This is a genomic window from Mycobacterium sp., assembly GCF_050700595.1.
In the GTDB taxonomy this organism is placed as follows: domain Bacteria; phylum Actinomycetota; class Actinomycetes; order Mycobacteriales; family Mycobacteriaceae; genus Mycobacterium.
This window is the reverse complement of the sequence record NZ_JBOHHI010000176.1, coordinates 1-20,654: the sequence shown is the minus strand read 5'-3', so window position 1 is coordinate 20,654 and position 20,654 is coordinate 1. Positions and strand designations below refer to the sequence as shown.

Genomic DNA, 20,654 nt, shown 5'->3' with positions numbered 1-20,654 from the left:
CACTACCCTAGAGCAGCCGGCGCCGAACACGACGCGCCGGTGAACAGAAAGGGACCCTCGGTGACCGACACCGCACGCCTGCAGCCCGGCGACAAAGCGCCCGCCTTCAGCCTTCCCGACGCCGACGGCAACACGGTATCGCTGGCCGACTACCGGGGTCGCCGCGTCGTCGTCTACTTCTATCCGGCGGCGTCCACGCCCGGCTGCACCAAAGAAGCCTGCGACTTCCGCGACAACCTGCGCGACCTCAACGACGCCGGGCTCGACGTCGTCGGCATCTCTCCCGACAAGCCGGCGAAGCTGGCCAAATTCCGTGACACCGAAGGCCTGACGTTCCCGCTGCTGTCTGATCCCGACCGCAAGGTGTTGACCGCCTGGGGTGCCTATGGCGAAAAGCAGATGTACGGCAAGACGGTCCAGGGCGTCATCCGCTCGACGTTCGTCGTCGACGAGAAGGGCAAGATCGCCGTCGCGCAGTACAACGTCAAGGCCACCGGCCATGTGGCCAAGCTGCGCCGCGACCTGGCGGTTTAAGCCAGGCCGCCCAGCAGCAACGCTTCAGCGGTCGCGGCCCGTTCCAGCACACCGAGGTGCAGGCTCTCGTTGACGCTGTGCGCCTGCGTGGCGGGATCCTCCACACCGGTCACCAAAATCGTCGCCTGCGGGAACGCGGCGGCGAACTCGGCGATGAACGGGATCGAGCCGCCCATCCCCATCTCGACCGGCGCGCTGCCCCAGGCCTGCCGGAACGCCGTCCGCGCGGCCGCATACACCGGCCCGCCGGCGTCGATGGCGTAGGGCTGACCGATATCGCCGGGTGTGACCGTCACCTGCGCGCCCCACGGCGCATGCTGTTCCAGATGCGTGCGGAGCGCATCCAGGTGCGCGACGGCGTCGCCGCCGGGGGCGACTCGCATGCTGACCTTGGCGCGAGCGCGCGGGATCAGCGTGTTCGACGACGCCGCAATCGATGTGGTGTCGATGCCGATCACCGTGATGGCCGGCTTGGCCCACAGTCGCTGCGGCGCCGATCCGGAGCCGATTTCGCGCACGCCGTCCAGCAGCCCGGATTCTGCGCGCACCCGTTCGGCGGGGTAATCGACTGCAGCGGCGGTGCTTTCATGCATGCTGGCCACCACCACGTTGCCGTCGTCGTCGTGCAGGCTGGCCAGCAGCCGCACCAACACGCTCAGGGCGTCGGGAACCACACCGCCCCACAGGCCAGAGTGCAGCCCGTGGTCCAGCGTGGCGACCTCCACGATGCAGTCAGCCAACCCGCGCAGCGATACCGTCAGCGCCGGAACCTCGGTACTCCAGTTGTCGGAGTCGGCGATGACGATCACGTCGGCGGCCAGCGCGTCGCGATGCGCGGCCAGTAGTCGGCCCAGCGACGGCGAGCCGGACTCCTCCTCCCCCTCGACAAACACCGTCACTCCCACCGGCGGTCGGCCGTCGTGTGCTTTAAACGCCGCTAAATGCGTTGCGATACCGGCCTTGTCGTCGGCGCTACCGCGGCCGTAGAGCCGGCCATTCCGCTCGGTCGGCTCGAACGGCGGTGACGCCCATTGGGTTTGGTCGCCTTCGGGCTGGACGTCATGGTGGGCGTACAGCAGCACGGTGGGCCCACCGGGCGGCGCCGGATGACGCGCGATGACCGCCGGTGCGCCGCCCTCGCTGACGATCTGCACATCGTCAAACCCTGCCTGCGACAACAGGCCTGCGACAGCCTGTGCGCTGCGGTGCACTTCGTCGCGGCGGGACGGGTCGGCCCACACCGATTCGATGCGCACCAGATTCTCCAGGTCGCGGCGCACCGACGGCAGCACCGCGCGAACACGCTCGGCCAAATCGCTCATGCAGACGAGGTTAGTGCGTCACCATCTGGCGCGAGCGTGCGCAAAACCCGGATCCGCCCCGGCGTCGTGCGGGGACACGCACGCTCGCGACAAAGGTGCCAAAGGCGTCAAGTCTCCAGGATGGCGACCGCCGCGGCGGTGTCGCCTTCGTGGGTCAACGACACGTGGATCGTCACGTCCCTCAGATGTTCGGCGATGGCACCGGTCAGCCGGACCCGCGGACGTCCCCACATGTCGGTGACGACCTCGATGTCGCGGTGAATACCCTCCGGCAGCACCGGCCGCTGGGCGAACCGCGATCCCGACCACGCCTTGATCACCGCTTCCTTCGCCGCCCAGCGGGCCGCCAGATGCCGGGCCGCCGAAGAGCTTTTGTCGGAGGCGTCGCGCCGCTCACCGGGAGTGAACGTCTCGGCGAACACCGTGCCGGGCTGGTCGACCTGGTCGGCGAACTCCGGGATCGACACCAGGTCGATCCCCACTCCGACGATGCTCATGGCAGGTAGACGTCGTTGTCGCCCAGCCGCGCCGAAGCGTCCAGCAACATCGCTGCTTCCTGCCGCTTCTCCGGCATCGCGTCGTCGAAGCGACGGTCGGCGGGCCGCTCATACATCGGCGGGCCGCCGGCGATCGCCGACACCAGCCGCCGCTGACCGGCAAGCAACCGGGCGTCGGCGCGCCGCTGGTACTCCACCCGCTGCGCAAGATCCAACGAGGCCAGGAAAGCCTGCGGATGTACCAGCGCGACCAGACCCGACACGTGGCCGAACCCGAGACTGGTCACCAGTCCGGCTTTGAGTGGGAACTTGCCGCCGAGCCGCAAGGCTTCCCGGATCCACACGAAGTGCGCGGCGCCGGCCAGTTCGTCATCGACACAGTCCAGGCTGCGGTTGGGCGGGATGACCCCGTCGCGCAGCATCTGGCACATGCCCATCATCTGGAAGACCGCCGCGCCGCCCTTGGCGTGCCCGGTCAGGCTCTTCTGCGACACGATGAACAGCGGCGCGCCCGCGGAGCGGCCGAGCGAATCGGCAAGCCGCTCATGCAGTTCAGTCTCGTTGGGGTCATTGGCCAGCGTCGAGGTGTCGTGCTTGGAGATCACCGCGATGTCGTCGGCGCCGACACCGAGTGTGGCCAGCGACCGTGCCAGCGGGGAATCCTTGCCGCCGCGGCCGGCCCCCAGCGCGCCGAGCCCGGGCGCCGGAATCGAGGTATGCACACCGTCGCCGAACGACTGCGCGTAGCCGACCACGGCCAGCACCGGCAGGCCCATCTTGACCGCGAGATCCCCACGGGCCAGCAGGATCGTCCCACCGCCCTGAGCTTCCACGAAGCCCAGCCGGCGCCGGTCGTTGGGCCGGGAGAACTTCGAGTCGCTGATGCCTCGTCCCCGCATCATGCCGGTGTCGGCGGTGGCCGCCATGTCACCGAAGCCGATGACGCCTTCCAGCGTCAGGTCGTCGAGCCCGCCGGTCACCACCAGTTCGGCCTTGCCGAGCCGGATCTTGTCGACCCCCTCCTCGACCGAGACGGCCGCGGTCGCGCAGGCGCCGACCGGGTGGATCATCGCGCCGTAGCTGCCGATATAGGACTGAACCACGTGGGCGGCAATGATGTTCGGCAGGACTTCCTGGAAGATATCGTTGGGCTTGTTCCGGCCGAGCAGGTTGCCGTAATACATGGTCTGCATCGACGTGCCACCGCCCATGCCGGTGCCCTGGGTGCTGGCGACCAGGGTCGGGTGCACGTACCGCATCACCTCGGTCGGACTGAACCCGGCGGACAGGAACGCGTCGACGGTCGCGACGATGTTCCACACCGCCAGCCGGTCGATCGAGCCGGCCATGTCGGGGCTGATGCCCCACACCGTCGGGTCGAACCCGGTCGGGATCTGGGCCCCGACGGTCCGCGACAGCTTGTTCTTGCGCGGCACCCGGATCTCGGTGCCCGCCTTGCGGGTGACCTGCCAGTCGGTGGACTCGGGCACCGGCCGGATCACGGTGTGTTCGGGATCGAACTGGACGAACGCGCGCGCATCGGCCTCGCTGGACACCACGAACGTGAAGTCCTTGTCCAAGAACACGCTCACCAGCAGCGGCGACGCGTGGTCGGGGTCGATCGAGCCGTCGTCGACGAACTCACGAATGCCGACGCGTTCCACCACGGTGTCGTGATAGCGCTCGGTCAGCTCGGATTCGTCGACGAGTTCACCGGATTCGGTGTCATACCAGCCGGGTTGGGGATCGTCTTCCCAACGGATCAGTCCGGTGGTCCAGGCCAGCTCGAGCACGCCGGCCGCCGACAGCTCGCCGGAGACCTCCATCTCGAAGCGGGTGCGCGACGAGCCGTACGGGCCGAGTTCGGCGCCGCCGACAATGACCACCAGGTCGGCGGGGTCGACGTCGAGGTCGTCCCATTCCGGTGGCGGCGCCGGGCGGTATCCGCGCGGCGGGCCGGGCAGCGCGGCGATCGTGCCGGACGGCGCGTCCGTGTCGTCGGCGGCAGTCTCGGCTGACATCTCCTCGCGAGCCCGGGCGGCCAACTCGGCCATGTCCAGGTCGACATCGCCGAGCCCGCCGGTCAAATCCATCTTGATCGGCGTGTGGGCGGCGGCCGCCTTGGACTCCACGTCGCATAGCCCCAACAGCATGTCGGCCATCTCGTCAGTGGAATACGTTGTCACACCAGCTTCTTCGACGGCGTTGGCGATCGCGTCGTTGTGACCCATCAGGCCTGTGCCACGGGTCCAGCCGATCAGTGCGTGCGCCAGGCTGACCCGCGCCGCCCACGACGACTCGGCGTGCCAGCGAGTCACCACGGCGTCGAGCGCCGACTTGGCTTCGCCGTAGGCGCCGTCGCCGCCGAACATGCCGCGGTTGGGCGAGCCGGGCAGCACCACGTGCAGCCGCGACGCGATGTCGCGCTCGGCGCCAATCCTGGACAGGCCGCCGATGAGCCGCTGCACCGCCCACAGCAGCACCTTCATCTCCATCTCCGCGCGCGAACCGGCTTCGGACAGGTCGCCGGCCACCCGCGGTGCCGCGAACGGGAACAGCAGCGTCGGGGTCTGCGCATCCTTGATGTGAATCGACTGTGGCCCAAGGCTTTCAGTCTGTTCGCTGCCGACCCACTCGGCCAGCGCATCGATGTCGGAGTAGGACGCCATGTTGGCCGGCACCACCCACAGCGCAGCGCCGTAGCGGGCGTGGTCCCGGTAGAGCGTGCGGTAGAACGCCAGCCGCTCGTCGTCGAGCCGCGAGGTCGTCGCGATCACGCTGGCACCGCCGTCGAGCAGCCGTCCGACCACCGATGCGGCGATGGAGTCCTTCGACGCGCCGGTCACCACCGCGACTTCGTCGCTGTAACGGCCCTTGTCCGGGTTCTCCGCACCGGCGGCGATGCGCCCGTACAACGACGCGTGGACCTGTCGTCCGGCGGCCAGCGCCTTGCCCTGCCACCAGGTGGCCTGAGTCGCCACGACATGCCCGGCGCCCTCGAACCGCTCGGAGGCCGCCGCCCAGCCGGCGTCGACCTCGTCGTCGTCGGACAGCCACAGCTTGACCAGGTCTTCGCGTGCGCTGGCCCAGCGGTCGTCGAACACGACGGCCTTCTTGGCGTCGAACACCGGCGCCACCAGCCGCGGCCAGTCCGCGCCGAGTTCAGCGGTGACCAGATCGATGAGTTCGGCATCGGAGGCCGCCTCGGGCAGCGTCACCGGGTCGTCCAGCCCGAGTTGGCCCAGCACCAGGCGGGCCGCCGATGCGAGCACGCCGTCGCGGCCGGTGATCTGATCGGTGAATTCACTCAGCGCGGCCGCGTCGACGGTGGCACCGCCACCGCCGCCCGATGACGGCAGTGTCACCGAGATGCCGTGCCGCCCGGCCACCGCGGCGACCGCGGCGTCGATCACCTCATCGACGGCGGCGGCATCGGCCAGCGCGCCGTCGTGCAGGTTGCCCAGCTCCCCGCCGCGCACACTGGTGCCTTCCCGGGTTCCCAGCGCGACCTCGACCGTGACGTGCTTGGCCCACCCGTCGCCGAGTTCCCAGACCTTCTTCACCCGCTCGGCGATGGCACCGGGCCGCTTGCCCGACGGGCCGAGGGCCGTACGCAACTGGTCGTTGATCGCGTCGGAAAGCACCGGGCCGTAAGGCTTGTAGGTACGGGCGAGCTTGGTGACCTGCGACCGCAGCCCGGCCAGGTCGGCCTCGGCGGCACCGTCGATCGCGCCCAGGTTCAGCTCCGAACCCAGATCGACCAGCAGCTGATTACGCCGCGACGACGCACCGTCGGTGATCGACTCGATGGAATCCAGCGCCTCGATCTGGCCGATCTGCATCTTGGCCGACAACGCGATCAGCGCAAGCGTGGCGTCGGCGGCGTCAAACGGAATATCTTCTGGGCGCGGAGTACCTGACGGAGCTCCGGCCGTAGCCGGAGCGACGGCAGGGACGACATCAGACACGGGCGCCGGCTCCGATGAGGCCGGAACGGCCGAGTCGGAATCAAACTCTTCCGGCTCCGGGTCGGTATCGGTGGCGAACAGCACCGGAGCGTCACGCTCGGCGTTGAGCACTTCGACTGTGCTGTGGGCGTATTCGGGCAGCTTGAGCGTGTTGGTCGCCAAGCCGGCGACGGTCGGCGATGACTTCACGCCGATTTCGACGAACCGCTCCACACCCAGACCGCCGGCGGCTTCCTCGATGAACAGCAGGTCCTGCGTCTCGATCCAGCGCACCGGGCTGGCGAACTGCCACGCCAGCAGCTCCATGAAGACGGTCCGCGCCATCTCGTGCCGGCGTTCGCGGCGCCAGGTGTCGTAGTCGGCCAGGATCGGGTCGAGCGCCTCGGCCGGCACCAGATCGCGGATTTCCTGGATGAAGTCGCGATCCAGCGTGAATGGGCGCGGGACCAGGTTCGGGATATAGCGCCCGATGATCAGGTCGGGATCCTGGTCGCGCGGCAGGACCCGGTCCAGCGAGCGGCGGAATTCGGCCACGCCGACCCGCAGCACCCTCGAGTGGAACGGCACGTCGATACCGGGAACCAGGATGAACGATCGCTTGCCGCCGCTGATTTCGCGTCGCCGTTCCACCTCGGCTTCCAGTGCCTCCAGGCCGTGGACCGTGCCGGCGATCGCGTACTGCGAGCCGCGCAAGTTGTAGTTCACAATCTCTAAAAATTCGCCTGTCCGCTCGGAGATCTCCGCCACGAACGCCGGCACGTCGGCGTCGGCGAGGTCGATCTGCGACGGCCGGATCGCGGCCAGCCGGTAGTTGGAGCGGCCCAACTCGTCGCGCGGCACGATGTCGTGCATCTTCGAGCCACGGTGAAACACCATCTCCAGCAACGCTTCCAGCTCGTAGATACCGGTCACGCAGGCCAGCGCGGTGTACTCGCCGACGGAGTGCCCGCAGGCGATCGCCCCTTCCACGAACGCGCCCTGCTCGCGCATCTCGGCGACCTGGGCGGCGGCCACCGTCGCCATGGCGACCTGGGTGAACTGGGTCAGGTACAGCACACCCTCGGGGTGGTGGTAGTGCACACCGGACGCGATGATGCTGGTCGGATTGTCGCGCACCACGTGCAGCACCGAGAAACCCAGCGTCGCGCGGGTGAACTTGTCCGCGGAGTCCCACACCTTGCGGGCCGCCTTGGAGCGGGCCCGGACCTCCATGCCCATGCCTGTGTGCTGGATGCCCTGGCCGGGAAACGCGTACACCGTCTTCGGCGCGGCCAGCCGGGCGGTCGCCGACATCACCAAATCCGAACCTATCCGGGCAGCGACCTCCACAACCTCTGCGCCCTGGTCGATTCCGACCCGGTCGACCCGGAAGTCCACCTCGTCACCGGGCCGAACCATGCCCAGGAAACGCGCCGTCCAACCGACCAACCGGGCCGGCGGGCGGGCCTGGCCGTCGGTGGCGGTCACCACGTGTTGGGCGGCGGCCGACAACCACATCCCGTGCACGATCGGTGACTGGAGGCCGGCCAGCAGTGCGGCGGCCCGGTCGGTGTGGATCGGGTTGTGGTCGCCGGAGACCGCCGCGAACGGCCGCATGTCGACTGGTGCGCTCAACGTGACGTCGCGCCGGCGCCGACGGGGGGTGTCGGTGGCGTTGTCGGACACCGCGCCGCCGGCCCGGTCCGGGTCGACGAGCTCGGCGGCGCCGGTACGGCCGCGGATCGCGAAGCGCTCTTCGAGGGTGGCCAGCACCGTCCGGTCCGGGCCGGCCACTGTCACCGACATCGGGACGACACGGCCGACCTCGGTGTCGGTTGCCACCGAAGCCGTTGCGGTGACGGTTAATTCGGTCGACACAGTAGGTAGTTGGCCGACCAGATGCGCGGCGTGGTCCAGGTGCACCAGGCTCAGCAGGCCCTCCACGACCGGGACGCCGGTGTCGGTGACGGCGGAGCCGATCGCAGCGAACACCGCCGGCCAGCAGCTCCCGACCAGCGCGTCGGGCACCGCGGTCAAGCCGGGTGCCAGCGACTCGGAGAAGGTGGCGGTGACACCGGTGTGGTCGGCCACCCGCTCGGGGTTCCAGTCCACGGTGACGGTGGCCGTGCGGGCGCGCACCGGCGGCAGTGCGGCCGGCCCGTCGACGCCCGCCGCGATGGCCAGCACCGACCGCATGGCACTAACGGCATCGTCGGTGCTGATCACCGGGATAGCGCCGTCCATGGTGCTGGCCGGCAACGTGAACCGGATGTCGATCCAGGTGCCCGATATCGGCACGCTGAGCACCACCGCATCCCCGTCAGTCTGCAGCCGCGCCCCGGTGGAGGAATGCGTGGCACCCGGTCCTTCGGGTCGGTCGTGCACCTGCCACTCGGCGGCATCGGCGATGCGGTGCGCCGGGTTGGTGGCGACGCGGCCGGCCCACAACACGTCCGGAGCGTCCAGCACGACGGCCAGCGGACCACTGGCATCGGTACGGCCCTGCCGGCGCGCACTCACCGGCTCCGGTTGCCCGTTAGCCGAGAGGACCTCGTCGACGGCGGCCTGCTCGAAGCGGTCCAGCAACTCGCCGACCGGTTCGTCAGCCCGGGTGATGCCGACCACCGAGGCGGTGCCGGGAATGATGCACACCTGGTCGGCGTCGTAACGGGCGTCGTGCGCCTGCCACAGCGAATCGCTGCGCCACCAGCGGCGGACGTCCTTGTCGATGACCGGCACGAAGTTGACCGGCTTGCCCAGCGTCTTGCACAACGTGACGAAGAACGACACGTCGGCCGGATGCAGTTGCACCGTTTCGGCGTCCGGGTAGCGGTCCAGCAGCGCGGCGATAGCATCGGCGGGGCGCTCCAATAGCGGCTCGTCGCCGAATAGCGTCTCGATCGGACCGAAATCCTTTGGGTGCAAACGAGCCTCGGCCCGCTGCAGCATCTGGGCGAACCGGTCCCGCCAGGTGTCGGCCAGCCACTGGCTGCCCGGCGAGGCGGTGTCGGCGGTCGAGTTGCCGTCGCCGACGGTCAGTTCGATGTAGCGGCGCAACCACCGCAGGTAGGTCATCTCGCCGACGTCGCCGAAGTACGGCTTGGCGGTGTTGGCCATCGCGGCGATGAGCTCGTCGCGGCGGGCCGCGGCGGCCTCGGCGTCACCGGCGACCTCGTCGAGCAACCGGCCGCAGCGGGAGGCGGCGTTGTCGATCTCGTGGATGTCGGCGCCAAGCTGGCTGCGGCTGGAAGCCATGCCGCCCTGAGCTTTTCCGGCGCTGATCCACTGATCGGTGCCTTGTGTCTCGACCAGCATCCGCTTGACCGACGGCGAGGTGGTCGACTCCTTGGTCGCCATTGCCGCGGTGCCCACCAGGATGCCGTCGATCGGCATCAGCGGGAAACCGTAGGACTGCGCCCATTGCCCGGTCAGGTACTCGGCCGCCCGCTGCGGGGTGCCGATGCCGCCGCCGACGCAGACGGTGATGTTGGGCCGCGACCGCAACTCCGAGTAGGTGGCCAGCAACAGGTCGTCGAGGTCTTCCCAGGAGTGGTGACCGCCGGCGCGTCCGCCCTCGATGTGCATGATCACCGGTTTGGTCGGCACCTCGGTGGCGATGCGGATCACCGCACGGATCTGCTCGACGGTGCCCGGCTTGAACACCACGTGGGTGATCCCGATGTCGTTCAGCTCGTCGATCAGCTCGACGGCCTCCTCCAACTCGGGAATGCCGGCGCTGACGACGAGGCCGTCGATCGGCGCACCGGACTGACGGGCCTTCTGCACCAACCGCTTTCCGCCGACCTGCAGCTTCCACAGATACGGGTCGAGGAACAGCGCATTGAACTGATAGGTGCGGCCGGGCGCCAGCAGCCCGGACAGCTCCTCGATGCGGTTGGCGAAGATTTCCTCGGTGACCTGTCCGCCGCCGGCCAGTTCCGCCCAGTGTCCGGCGTTGGCCGCGGCGGCGACGATCGTGGCGTCGACGGTGGTCGGTGTCATCCCCGCCAGCAGGATCGGCGAGCGGCCGGTCAGCCGGGTGAACTTCGTCGACAGTTTGATCCGGCCGTCGGGCAGGCTGACCACCGACGGCGCGTAGCTCGACCAGGCCCTGGCCACCTCCGGGACGGCCCCGATGGTGAAAAGGTTGCGCTGACCACCGCGGGTCGCCACGGGTACGATCCCGATACCGAGGCCACGGATCACCGGTGCGGTCAGCCGGGTCAGGATGTCGCCGGGCCCCAGGTCGAGAATCCAGCGGGCGCCGGCCTGGTGAAGCCCGGCGACCTCGTCCACCCAGTCGATCGGCTGCACCAGGATGGACTCGGCCATCGCCCGCGCCAATTCGACGTCGAGACCCACCTTTTCGGCCCAGTCGCCGACGATGTCGATGCCGTCGGCCAGCCGCGGCGTGTGGAAGCCCACCTCGACGCGCACCGGATCGAAGACCGGTGCGAAGATGTCGCCGCCGCGGATCTTGTTCTTGCGGTCGGCTTCCTCTTTCTCCGAGATCTGCTGGCAGTACAGCTCGAAACGCGACAGCTGCTCGGGCGTCCCGGTGATGACGACTGACCGGCGGCCATTGCGGATGGACAGCACCGGCGGCATGACGGTCCGGACGTCTTGGGCGAACTCCTCCAGCAACCGGTGGATGCGCTCGGGATCGGCGTTGGTCACCGACACCATCGGCGCGCGGTCGCCCAGGATCGAGATGCCGCGCCGGCGAGCCACCAGCGTGCCGGCGGCTCCGAGCAGCTGGGCCAGGGCCAGTAGCTCGACGTCGCGGGCGCCCCCGGCTTTCAGTGACTCGACGCCGAGGATTCCCTGCGAGTGCCCGGTGACGGCCACCGGCGGAGTGGCGGACAGATCCATGCCCTGCCGTGTCAGCGTGCGCACCGCCGCGATCTGGGTGAGCAGCACACCGGGCAGCGACACCGCGGCCGAGGTCAGCTGCTTGGCGGACGGAATCGGGTCTTCGGCAGCCAGCGCCCGCACCCAGCGCAGCGGCTCGAAACCGATCGGACGCACCACAACCAACTCTTTGGCGACCGGTTCCAGTAGCAGCTCGACCTCGCCGACCAACGTCGCCAACTCGGACTCGATGCCGGCCGAAGACACCAGCTCTTCGAGGTTCTCCAACCAGGCACTGCCCTGCCCGCCGAAGGCAACGGCGTAGGGCTCACCGGCGGTCAGGCGATCGACCAGAGCGTGGGTGCTCTCAATGGCCTCCGCGGGTATCCGGTCGCGGTCGGCGGACACCCGGTCGTGCTCATTGATCGTCACGTTGCGTATCTCCCCTGATAATGCTCGTATCGCTACATGTCAGAGCTGCGCTGCCCCGGGTGTCGCTGAGTCCCCGTCGGATCCCGGCCGTATCTCGTCTGAATCCGCATCGGCGAGCCGCCAAAGTCGAGCGTGGGCTGCAATAAGAGTGTCATAAGAACCCGGAGATTTTTCTGGGCGGATCGGTTACTGGCGAGTTCTACGCGCGGGTAATGGTTACCTGGGTAACACACCGTCGAACAGCGGCCGGAGTCGTCGCGAACAAACCTGCTGCGTGCAGGTGGTTACGGTCGAGTAGGCACAACAGTGCAGATCACGGTAGTATTGTTACCAAATCGTTATGTCGAAAATCTGGGCTGCGATGCGGATGTGTGACGGCGCCGTCTGTCGCGTTCCGTCCGCATCGACCGAAGTGGACGACGGCTGGGCTCGCAGCCGGAGTTTGCTGGGAACTTACCCGTGAGTCAGCAGGGTGCGCGCTACGCCCATTGGCCGAATTGGGGCTTGATGATGTTGTTGATGTCCACCCCGACGCCGCCGACGCTGCGCTTGTCGATCTCGACCTGATGCAGGTTTGCGGCCGGGTGGGTGTAGCCGCGCGGTGAACCCCAGTTGTGCTGCCAGAAGTAGGAGCCCAGCCCGTCACGCAGCGCCCAGTCGATCGTTTTGGAATTGCCGTAGACGCCGACGCGCTGATGGCCGAGCACCGACTCCCAACCCCGCAGGTACGGCGCTACCTGCTGCTTGTACTGCTCGTATGACGGGTCGTCGTCGATCGAGGCATAGATCGGGGCGCCGGCGGGCCCGCCCGCGGCGGTGTGCAGCTGCGAACCCCGCTGGGCGTGGGTGACACCGGCGTTTTGTCCGCCCAGCCAGTCGGCGGTGCCCTGCTTGCCGTACTGATAGCAGGACACGATCTTCAGACCGTTGCGAGAGAGGTCACGCGCCTCGGGCAGTTGGATCGGCTTGCCGAGCATCCAGGCGCCGCCGGGCCGGCGATCCGAGACGTACCGAATGGACCCGGCAGCGCCCGCCGCCTTGATGTCGGCGGCCGGGATCACCCCGGCCGCATAGTCCAACAAGACGCCGAGGGGGCCCGCCGAGGCCGGTGCGGCGCCCAGCGACGATGCCGCGACGCCGAGACCGAGCAGGGCAGGCGTTGCCGCTGCGCACCTGAGCACGTCGCGCCGGGACACTGACACGTGTCACAGAATACGACAATTGCATCAAATACCTCGGTGACCTCACCGGTCACGTCTGTCTCACTGCCGAAACCGCGGGCCGCCGAAGTTGCGGGCGGGCCGTACGCCGGTCACCGTTGATAGCGGTCGCGCAGCCGACTCAGCGTGGCCTCAATGCCCGCGGCATTCCGCTTGGCGAAGCCAATGCGTTCGTAGTAATTCAGGTGGTCCTTGAGCACGCCGGTGTTGCGATAGTCGAACGTCTCCGTGATGCGTGTGTCGGTAGGCGAGACGGCGGTGAACTCCCAGCGCCAGCGGTGCCCCAGCGGGTGGCGCCATTCGACCAACCGGTCGGGTTCCACTGCGGTCACCGTGCTGGTGATGCGGTAGGGCAGCCCGAACATCCGCATCTTGGTGGAAAACTTCGCACCCTCTGCCAGTTGCGCCGGGCTGCGGATGTTGTCGCCGACGGTGCCCGAACCATCGAGCTCGTGGTGGCGACGCGGGTCGGCAACGATCGCGAATAGCTCCGACGCCGGAGCGTGGACCTCGACCGAACGGCTCACCTGGTGCGGGCCTTGGTCGACGGTGATGACCGTCATCGTGGTGGCCTCCTATTTGTCTGGTTGTCATGGGCGCGACGTCGCGGCGCGCAGTTACCGCGGCTCTCATGGCTGACACGAACTCGTCGGCCCACCAGTTCAATGCTGTTGGTGGATTCACGCACCAGGCGTCACTTGACGGACGCTGCAGCCATCTTCTGCAGATCGGCGACCGTCATGCCGGACGGCTGTTCGCCCTCCCGCCGCTGCGACTTGAGCGCGACATCGTGGCCCTCCACCGACTTACGCAGCGCCCCGACGGTGCAGTGTTCTTTGCCGCCGAGCAACGTGAACGGGTCAAAGTGGAAGTGCCGCATGGCATTGCCGTGAGTGATCTTGTCGACGTCGTCATCGCTGACCCCACCCATCGACTGCGCGAATACCTCGGGTGACTGCGGCCAGTTGGAGTCCGAATGCGGATAGTCGCATTCCCAGGTGACCATGTCGAGATCAAGCGCACCGCGGCTGGCCATCCCGAACTTGTCGTCGATGAAGCAGGTCAGGACGTGTTCGTTGAAGACCTCACTGGGCAGTTTGTTGCCGAAATCCTGCCCGGTCCAGGCGTGGTGACGGTCGTAGTTGTAGTCGATCCGCTCCAAAAAGTACGGGATCCACCCGATGCCGCCTTCCGACAGCGCGACTTTGAGGTCGCCGAACTTGCGCAGCATCGGCGACCACACCAGATCGGCCGCCGCCTGCACGATGTTCATTGGCTGCAGGGTGATCATCACGTCCACCGGTGCGTCCGGCGACGTGATGCTCAGTTGCGACGACGAGCCGATGTGCATGCACACCACCACCGACTCCTCGCTGCAGGCTTGCCACACCGGATCCCAGTGATCGGAGTGGATGGACGGCCACCCGAGTTTCGATGGATTCTCGCTGAACGTCAGTGCGTGACAGTCTTTTTTGGCAACACGATGAATCTCGGCAGCCATCACCTCCGGATCCCAGATCGCAGGCAGCGCACACGGTATGAACCGGCCGGGGTGGCTGCCGCACCACTCGTCGATATGCCAGTCGTTGTAGGCCCGCACCATCGCCAGCGCGACGTCCTTGTCCTCGGTGCGCGCGAAGAGTTGGCCGCAGAATTGCGGAAACGAGGGGAAGCACAGCGACCCCAGCACACCGTTGGCGCTCATGTCCTTGACACGTTCGTTGTGGTCGAAGGTCCCGGGCCGCAGCTGGGTGAACGAGGTGGGCTCGATTCCGTATTCTTCTTTGGGCCGGCCCGCGACGGCATTGAGCGCAACATTGCCGACGGTCTCGCCGTTGTACTGCCAGACGTTGGTGCCATCGGGATTGGTGACGAACTTCGGTGCGAATTCGGCGTAGCGCGCCGGAAGCCGGCCGTCGAACACATCGGGTGGTTCGACGACGTGGTCGTCGACGCTGACCAACACCAGGTCATTGAGATTCATTGTCATCGTCTCCCTTGTAACTACTAAGATTATAAATTTAGGGTCAAGGCTCTGCCGATGGAAGGGTGTGTACCGGAATCATGGACCGCGACCAGCTCATCGACCTGACTCGGCGCGCCGTGAAACTGGCTCGCGACAAAACCACCGACCTCGCGCCGGCCGAGCATACGGTCGACGCGCGCGACTACACCTCGGTCGAGCGCCACGAGCGCGACACGGCGATGTTGATGGCCAGCCCACAGCTGGTCGGTTACGTATCCGAGTTGCCGGCACCCGGCAGCTATGCCACCAAGACCGTGATGGGGCGATCGATCCTGCTGACCCGAATATCCGACGGGGCAGTCAAGGCGTTCGACAACATCTGCCTGCATCGGCAGTCACAAGTGGTCACCGGGTGCGGCACCGCGAAACGGTTCAGCTGCCCCTACCACGCGTGGACCTACGACAACGCCGGGCGGTTGGTGGGAGTGCCCGGACGGGAGGGCTTCCCGGGGGTAACGGTGCGCTCCGACGGACTGACCGAGCTGCCGGCCGCCGAGTTCGCCGGATTCCTCTGGGTGGCACTCGATCCGGGCGCGACGCTGGACGTTGCCGCGCATCTGGGACCCCTGGGTACCGAACTCGACTCGTGGGGTATCGGCCGATGGTCCCCGCTGGGCGAGAAGGTCCTCGACTCCCCGATCAACTGGAAACTCGCGATCGATACCTTCTCGGAGAACTACCACTTCGCCACCGTGCACCGGCAGACCTTCGCGACGATCGCGCGCAGCAACTGCACGGTGTTCGACTCGTTCGGCCCGCATCACCGGTTGATCTTCCCGCTCAACTCGATTCTCGAGCTGGAGAACGTTCCTGAGGGCCAATGGGATCCGTTCCAGAACATGGTGGTGATCTACGCGCTGTTCCCCAACATCGTGCTGTCGGTGACGATCGCCAACGGGGAGCTGTTCCGCATCTACCCCGGCGCCCTGCCGGGCAGGTCGATCACGGTCCACCAGAACTCGACGCCGCTGGACCTCTCGGAGGAATCCGTCGCCGCCGGCGCCCAGGCCGTCTTCGACTATGCGCACGCCACCGTGCGCGATGAGGACTACCGGCTCGTCGAGGCATTACAGGCCAACCTCGAGTCCGGTGCACGCGATCATCTGTTGTTCGGCCGTAACGAGCCCGGGCTGCAGCACCGCCATCTGACCTGGGCCGACGCTCTGGGTCACTTATCGAGCACGTCGACGAGCTCCCAGTCCCGGTAAAGCGCCAGCGAGCGTTCGTAGAAGCCGAAGCCGCTCACCGGCTCGCCACGCAGCGTTCCGCGATAGCGATACGGCCCCTCCATGTATTCGATCGGCAGGGCGTGCGCCGGCGCAGCCACCAGCGGTTCGCCGGTGAGGTCGAGTTGCAAAGTTGCGCAGGTGATCCGGTGACGATCCGGCATGAAGCGATCCACTGCCGGCGGCGGCACCAATGGGCGAACCGAATCCGGCCAGCGCACATAGCTGTCGATGATGACCTCGACGTCCTCGGCGCACTCCGGCGCATTCTGTGGATCGGGATAACTGACCGTCACACCCGAGAACGGCTGTAGCGCATTATCGTTGGTCCGGTCGAACTGGCGCCAGATGCTCAGGTCGACCCCGTTGTCCAGATTGATCGTGCGCCATTCGTGCGAGCGAGCCCGCGGGTCTCCCCCGGTGCCTCCACCGCCGGCGTAGCGGGGAAACCACTGCCGATCGACATGTCCGGCGCAGCCGCTGACCTGTTCATGGGCGTCACCCCAGCGCAGTGTCCCGGTCATCGCCATGCCGGTCTGGAAATACGAGTAGGTGCCGTCCTGGCCGAAGCAGGCGATCCTGCCGTGGTAGCTCGACGCGCCGACCGGCACCGGCGGGCGGGTCGGCGTGACGGTCAGGTCCAGTCCCATCGGCTGACCGGCCTGGTCATCCCCGACCAGATTGACGCGGTAGCTGTAGGGCAGCAGGTTCCCCTCGTCGTCGCGGCAGGTCGTCCACGCCGCGGCGCCCGCACTGCTGGTGTATCGAATGTCGAGGTGCCCCGCGGCCGCAGACAGCTTGGGGAGCTCCGCATTCAGGTTGCCCGGCGGCATGTCGTAGTCCGTGAAGGTGCCGTAAGTACCTGCATCACAATCGAATAGCGCCATCGTGTAGAAGTCGGCGACCACCGATCCGCCTGGGCGGTTCTTGTTGAAGATGGTCAGGAAGGCAAACGACCCGCCGGCGGCGGCCAGTTCCCCGGCGATGAACCAGGTGTCGGACTCCTGATCGGGGTGTGCGCCTTCGGCGGCCGGAAAGTCCAGCGTGCCGTCGTCGGGAACCAGCCGAAACGGATAGCGACGCCAGTCGGTCGTGCCCATTTTTACTATGTTAGCGTCATTAGCAAAGTCGCCTTTCCCGAGGTGGTGCCCGATGACGGAACATCGTTCATACCAAGAACTTTTCATTGGCGGCCACTGGCGCAAACCCGCGGCCCGGGAACGGCTGACGGTCATTTCACCACATTCCGAAGAGCCGATCGGCGAGGCGCCGGCGGCCGGACCGGAGGACGTCGACGCCGCGGTCACCGCCGCGCGGCAGGCCTTCGACCATGGTCCCTGGCCGCGGCTTGACCCGCGCGAGCGCATGCGCAAGGTCGAAGAGCTCGCCGCCATCTATGCGGGCCACATCGACGAGATGGCCGATTTGATCACCGCCGAGATGGGTTCGCCGCGCAGCTTCAGCAGGCTGGGTCAAGCGGCCGGTGCGGCGTCGATGATTCATCTCATGCTGGCCGCCGGCCGCGATTTCCGGTGGGCGGAACGCCGCCAGGGTGTGCTCGGCGAGGTGCACCTGCACCGGGCGCCGGTCGGGGTGGTCGGCGCGATTGTGCCGTGGAATGTGCCGCAATTCTTGATCATGCCCAAGCTGATTCCGGCCCTGATCGCCGGCTGCACGGTCGTCGTCAAACCGGCGCCGGAAACACCGTTGGACGCGTTGTGGTTGGCCGAGATGCTCGAGCAGGTGGATCTGCCCGAGGGCGTCGTGTCGGTGGTCACCGGCGGCCGTGACGTGGGTGAGGCGCTGGTGCGCCACCCCGGCGTGGACAAGATCGCGTTCACCGGGTCCAGCGCCGTCGGACGCCGGATCGCCGGCATCTGTGGCGAGCAGCTCAAACGCGTCAGCCTGGAACTGGGCGGTAAGTCGGCGGCGATCATCCTCGACGACGCCGACATCGACAAGACCGTGGCGGGACTGAAGACCGCCGGCCTGATGAACAACGGCCAGGCCTGCGTCGCGCAGACCCGCATCCTGGTCAGCGAACGACGCCGCGACGACGTCGTCGACGCGCTCGCCGACATGATGGCGGGTTTGCAGGTCGGCGATCCGTCCGACGAAGCGACCGATATCGGACCGCTGGTGGCTCAACGCCAGCAACACCGGGTGCAGGACTACATCCGCTCCGGGCGCAACGAAGGTGCCCGCATGGTGGTTGGCGGGGAAGACAATCCAACCGATTGCGGCTGGTATGTCCGCCCGACTCTGTTCGCCGACGCCACCAACGACATGCGCATCGCGCGTGAGGAGATATTCGGCCCGGTCCTGACCGTACTGACCTACCGCGACGAGGACGACGCGGTCCGCATCGCCAACGACAGCGACTACGGGCTGGCCGGATCGGTGTGGACCGCCGATGTCGCTCATGGCCTGGAGATCGCCGCCGGTGTGCGCACCGGCACCTACGGCATCAACATGTACATGCTCGACATCGGTAGCCCGTTCGGCGGTTTCAAGCAATCGGGCATCGGCCGCGAGTTCGGCCCCGAGGGGCTGGCCGAATACACCGAACTGCAGTCGGTGGTCAGCAGCGAGGCGCTACCGCCGCTGCCTGGATCCTAGTGCGCGGGCTGCCAGTAGGGATTGCGGCCCAGTCGCGCAAGCAGTCTCGATTGCTCGCTGACGTCCTCGTTCACCGCAACGGGGGCGTTGAACATTCCTGACGCCTTCAAGGCGGCGGGATCAGGCGGCAAGCTCGCGTAAAAGAGCTCGCACCATTGAGTGTCGAGCCGATCATCGGCCCCAATCGCCCGAGCGAGGTCCCAGGTGTGCACCAACACATCGCGCGACAGGTTCGGCACCAGCTCTCGGGCATCCAGCTGGGTCGCCGCATTGCTCCCGATACCCGGCACCTCAACGACTCGTTCGAATAGTCGCCTACCGGGTTCGAACGCCTTCTCCAGTTGGTCATAGGTCAGCGCCCACCGGGCCTGGGGATCATCGCGCGGTCGGTCGGGCTTAAGCCCGCGCGGCCGCAGTAAGAGGACGTCATGAAAACCGATGACATGCTCCAAAACTCCCCTGGCATCCCACTCATCGCACGGCGAGCTGCGATCCCATTTTCCCGTCGCGGCGTGAACCGCCTCACCGAACCGCCGGCACACCGCCAGGTGCAGTTCGCCTGGGTTTTCACCGATCCTGGTCACCGCGCACCTGCAAGGTGAGTTCGACCGGACAACACAGCTCGCCGCGCTGATTGGTCACCTCGATCTGCAGGTCCAGCAGATAGCGCGGTGGGTCGACGGCGGTGTCGCGGCGCTTCGCGACGACGCGCCCGCGGCCGACCATGGTGTCGCCGGCGTAGATGGAGCCGGCCAGCGTCATCTTTCGGCGTACCACCCGAGTGTCCGGCCCGGCCCACTCTGTCGCGATGCGGTCGGCGAAGCCGGCAAGATGCATGGTATTGACGAAAATCGTCGGGTGGCCTTGGCTTTGGGCGTAAGCGGGATCGAAGTGGCCGGGAAAGTAGTCCCAGGTCGCCCCGGAATTCATCACCACCCGCTGGTAGTCGATCTGGTCGACGACTTCTGGCAGCTCGACCCCAACACCGATCCGATGCCACTGCACGGTCATGGCTGCTGCTCAGGGGTGAAGCGGAACAACGTGTTTCGGTTGCGGGCCACCACCGTGCCGTCCTGACGGGTGAAGGTGTCGAGCGTTTCGACGAAATGACCGACGCCGAGCCGGGTCCGCTTCTCCGGTGACACCGACACCACCTCCTCGACCACTGTCAGCCGGTCGCCCTCGGCGATCGGCTGCAGAAATTCGGCGTCGTTGGATGCGTTGATGAAGGTGGTGCCCGGCAGCGGAACCAGCAGCGCGATCGCCGCCGCCCGTGGTCCAGCCGTGGGCTCCCACGGTGGCGGGGTCAGCCAGCCCATCAGCAGGGCCGGCGGCGCCAACAGCCCGCCCCAGGTCCGCGCGGCGAAGTCGGCGTCCCAGTAAGACCGATTACCGTCGCGAACCAATGCGGCGAACAACTGGATGCGCGCCGCACTGACCACGGTGCCGGCCGTGCGCGGCTCGCTTGCCACCCCGACCAGGTGCAGCGCGTCTTGATAGCTGCCGAAAGCCAGCTGGTAGCTGATCTCCATCACAACTGGGTCAGCGCCGAGTCCCATTGCAGCTCACGGGAAGTGAAGTACCAGCCGCCGCGCTCGTAGATGAGCCTGTCCCGATATGTTCCGGTGGCGCGCAGTGTGGTGGCACCGTCCTCGCCGAGACCGAACAGCAGCCCGACACAGCGCTGGGTGGCGTTGATGCCGTCGACGCTGATCTCGTGATCGACGGTGACCATCCGCCGGCCGCGGCCGCCGTCGAACGCGGCGCGCAGGTCGGTGAACTCCTCGCCGCCGCGGGTGAAGCTCGCTCCGGAGTGACGGAACGTCGCGATCCAGCCGTTGCGGTCGCCGTCGGACCAGCACCGGTTGTGTCGCGCGGTGAGATCCAGGATGGCGTCACGCCCCGCCACACCGTCGAGCACATACTGCTGCTGATAGGTCATGGCCATCGTGGTTTCTCCCAATCTCACCGGCTGACGAC

Annotated in this window: 14 protein-coding genes; 3 read left to right on the top strand and 11 right to left on the bottom strand. The window is 67.3% G+C overall.

What is annotated here, in order from left to right:
- Positions 1-60 precede the first annotated feature (60 nt).
- Positions 61-534 carry a thioredoxin-dependent thiol peroxidase gene (gene bcp / locus ACRDTL_RS16175; protein WP_431507721.1) on the top strand — a complete coding sequence of 158 codons (474 nt, stop codon included), beginning with the start codon at positions 61-63 and terminating at the stop codon, positions 532-534.
- On the opposite strand, the gene ACRDTL_RS16170 is transcribed toward bcp, so the two are convergent.
- From ACRDTL_RS16170 to ACRDTL_RS16145, 6 genes are all read right to left on the bottom strand, one after another.
- The gene (locus tag ACRDTL_RS16170) at positions 531-1,856 is read right to left on the bottom strand and encodes a dipeptidase (protein ID WP_431507719.1); all 1,326 of its coding nucleotides are present in this window, start codon (positions 1,854-1,856) and stop codon (positions 531-533) included. The two genes, bcp and ACRDTL_RS16170, sit on opposite strands and share 4 nt — an antisense overlap.
- 107 nt (positions 1,857-1,963) lie before the next feature.
- Positions 1,964-2,353: a holo-ACP synthase AcpS gene (gene acpS / locus ACRDTL_RS16165; protein ID WP_431507718.1), complete on the bottom strand. Its 390-nt coding sequence runs from the start codon at positions 2,351-2,353 to the stop codon at positions 1,964-1,966.
- Positions 2,350-11,583 carry a fatty acid synthase subunit beta domain-containing protein gene (locus tag ACRDTL_RS16160; protein WP_431507717.1) on the bottom strand — a complete coding sequence of 3,078 codons (9,234 nt, stop codon included), beginning with the start codon at positions 11,581-11,583 and terminating at the stop codon, positions 2,350-2,352. Before ACRDTL_RS16160 ends, acpS begins: the two co-directional genes overlap by 4 nt.
- A 479-nt stretch (positions 11,584-12,062) precedes the next feature.
- The gene (locus ACRDTL_RS16155) at positions 12,063-12,785 is read right to left on the bottom strand and encodes a DUF1906 domain-containing protein (protein WP_431507716.1); all 723 of its coding nucleotides are present in this window, start codon (positions 12,783-12,785) and stop codon (positions 12,063-12,065) included.
- 110 nt (positions 12,786-12,895) lie between these two features.
- Positions 12,896-13,366: an SRPBCC family protein gene (locus tag ACRDTL_RS16150; RefSeq protein ID WP_431507715.1), complete on the bottom strand. Its 471-nt coding sequence runs from the start codon at positions 13,364-13,366 to the stop codon at positions 12,896-12,898.
- A gap of 131 nt (positions 13,367-13,497) precedes the next feature.
- Positions 13,498-14,787, bottom strand: a complete 1,290-nt coding sequence (locus tag ACRDTL_RS16145; protein ID WP_431507720.1) for an amidohydrolase family protein — start codon at positions 14,785-14,787, stop codon at positions 13,498-13,500.
- A gap of 80 nt (positions 14,788-14,867) precedes the next feature.
- Here ACRDTL_RS16145 and ACRDTL_RS16140 point away from each other — a divergent pair, with 80 nt between their 5' ends.
- Positions 14,868-16,037 carry an aromatic ring-hydroxylating oxygenase subunit alpha gene (locus ACRDTL_RS16140; RefSeq protein ID WP_431507714.1) on the top strand — a complete coding sequence of 390 codons (1,170 nt, stop codon included), beginning with the start codon at positions 14,868-14,870 and terminating at the stop codon, positions 16,035-16,037.
- On the opposite strand, the gene ACRDTL_RS16135 is transcribed toward ACRDTL_RS16140, so the two are convergent.
- A complete protein-coding gene (locus ACRDTL_RS16135) occupies positions 15,998-17,155 on the bottom strand; it encodes a lipocalin-like domain-containing protein (RefSeq protein WP_431507713.1) in 1,158 nt (385 codons plus the stop codon). The genes ACRDTL_RS16140 and ACRDTL_RS16135 overlap by 40 nt on opposite strands.
- Positions 17,156-17,207: 52 nt before the next feature.
- On the opposite strand from ACRDTL_RS16135, the gene ACRDTL_RS16130 reads away from it, so the two are divergent.
- On the top strand, positions 17,208-18,674 hold the full coding sequence (locus ACRDTL_RS16130) for an aldehyde dehydrogenase (protein ID WP_431507712.1): 1,467 nt from the start codon (positions 17,208-17,210) through the stop codon (positions 18,672-18,674).
- Here ACRDTL_RS16130 and ACRDTL_RS16125 read toward each other — a convergent pair.
- From ACRDTL_RS16125 to ACRDTL_RS16110, 4 genes are all read right to left on the bottom strand, one after another.
- The gene (locus tag ACRDTL_RS16125) at positions 18,671-19,258 is read right to left on the bottom strand and encodes a maleylpyruvate isomerase family mycothiol-dependent enzyme (RefSeq protein ID WP_431507711.1); all 588 of its coding nucleotides are present in this window, start codon (positions 19,256-19,258) and stop codon (positions 18,671-18,673) included. The two genes, ACRDTL_RS16130 and ACRDTL_RS16125, sit on opposite strands and share 4 nt — an antisense overlap.
- Positions 19,242-19,685 (bottom strand): MaoC family dehydratase, encoded by a 444-nt coding sequence (locus ACRDTL_RS16120; protein ID WP_431507710.1) that lies wholly within the window; start codon positions 19,683-19,685, stop codon positions 19,242-19,244. The genes ACRDTL_RS16125 and ACRDTL_RS16120 overlap by 17 nt, the downstream gene beginning before the upstream one ends.
- On the bottom strand, positions 19,682-20,206 hold the full coding sequence (locus ACRDTL_RS16115; protein ID WP_431507709.1) for an FAS1-like dehydratase domain-containing protein: 525 nt from the start codon (positions 20,204-20,206) through the stop codon (positions 19,682-19,684). The genes ACRDTL_RS16120 and ACRDTL_RS16115 overlap by 4 nt, the downstream gene beginning before the upstream one ends.
- Positions 20,206-20,654, bottom strand: a 449-nt coding sequence (locus tag ACRDTL_RS16110) for a nuclear transport factor 2 family protein (protein WP_431507708.1), incomplete at its 5' end; no start/stop codon positions are given. The genes ACRDTL_RS16115 and ACRDTL_RS16110, both read right to left, overlap by 1 nt.

Excerpts from the sequence above, each read along its gene's own strand:
- ACRDTL_RS16145 (WP_431507720.1), bottom strand. The coding sequence starts at position 14,787 with ATGAATCTCAATGACCTGGTGTTGGTCAGCGTCGACGACCACGTCGTC.
- ACRDTL_RS16120 (WP_431507710.1), bottom strand. The coding sequence starts at position 19,685 with ATGACCGTGCAGTGGCATCGGATCGGTGTTGGGGTCGAGCTGCCAGAA.
- ACRDTL_RS16140 (WP_431507714.1), top strand. The coding sequence starts at position 14,868 with ATGGACCGCGACCAGCTCATCGACCTGACTCGGCGCGCCGTGAAACTG.
- ACRDTL_RS16135 (WP_431507713.1), bottom strand. The coding sequence starts at position 17,155 with ATGGGCACGACCGACTGGCGTCGCTATCCGTTTCGGCTGGTTCCCGAC.
- ACRDTL_RS16150 (WP_431507715.1), bottom strand. The coding sequence starts at position 13,366 with ATGACGGTCATCACCGTCGACCAAGGCCCGCACCAGGTGAGCCGTTCG.
- ACRDTL_RS16130 (WP_431507712.1), top strand. The coding sequence starts at position 17,208 with ATGACGGAACATCGTTCATACCAAGAACTTTTCATTGGCGGCCACTGG.
- ACRDTL_RS16170 (WP_431507719.1), bottom strand. The coding sequence starts at position 1,856 with ATGAGCGATTTGGCCGAGCGTGTTCGCGCGGTGCTGCCGTCGGTGCGC.
- acpS (WP_431507718.1), bottom strand. The coding sequence starts at position 2,353 with ATGAGCATCGTCGGAGTGGGGATCGACCTGGTGTCGATCCCGGAGTTC.
- ACRDTL_RS16115 (WP_431507709.1), bottom strand. The coding sequence starts at position 20,206 with ATGGAGATCAGCTACCAGCTGGCTTTCGGCAGCTATCAAGACGCGCTG.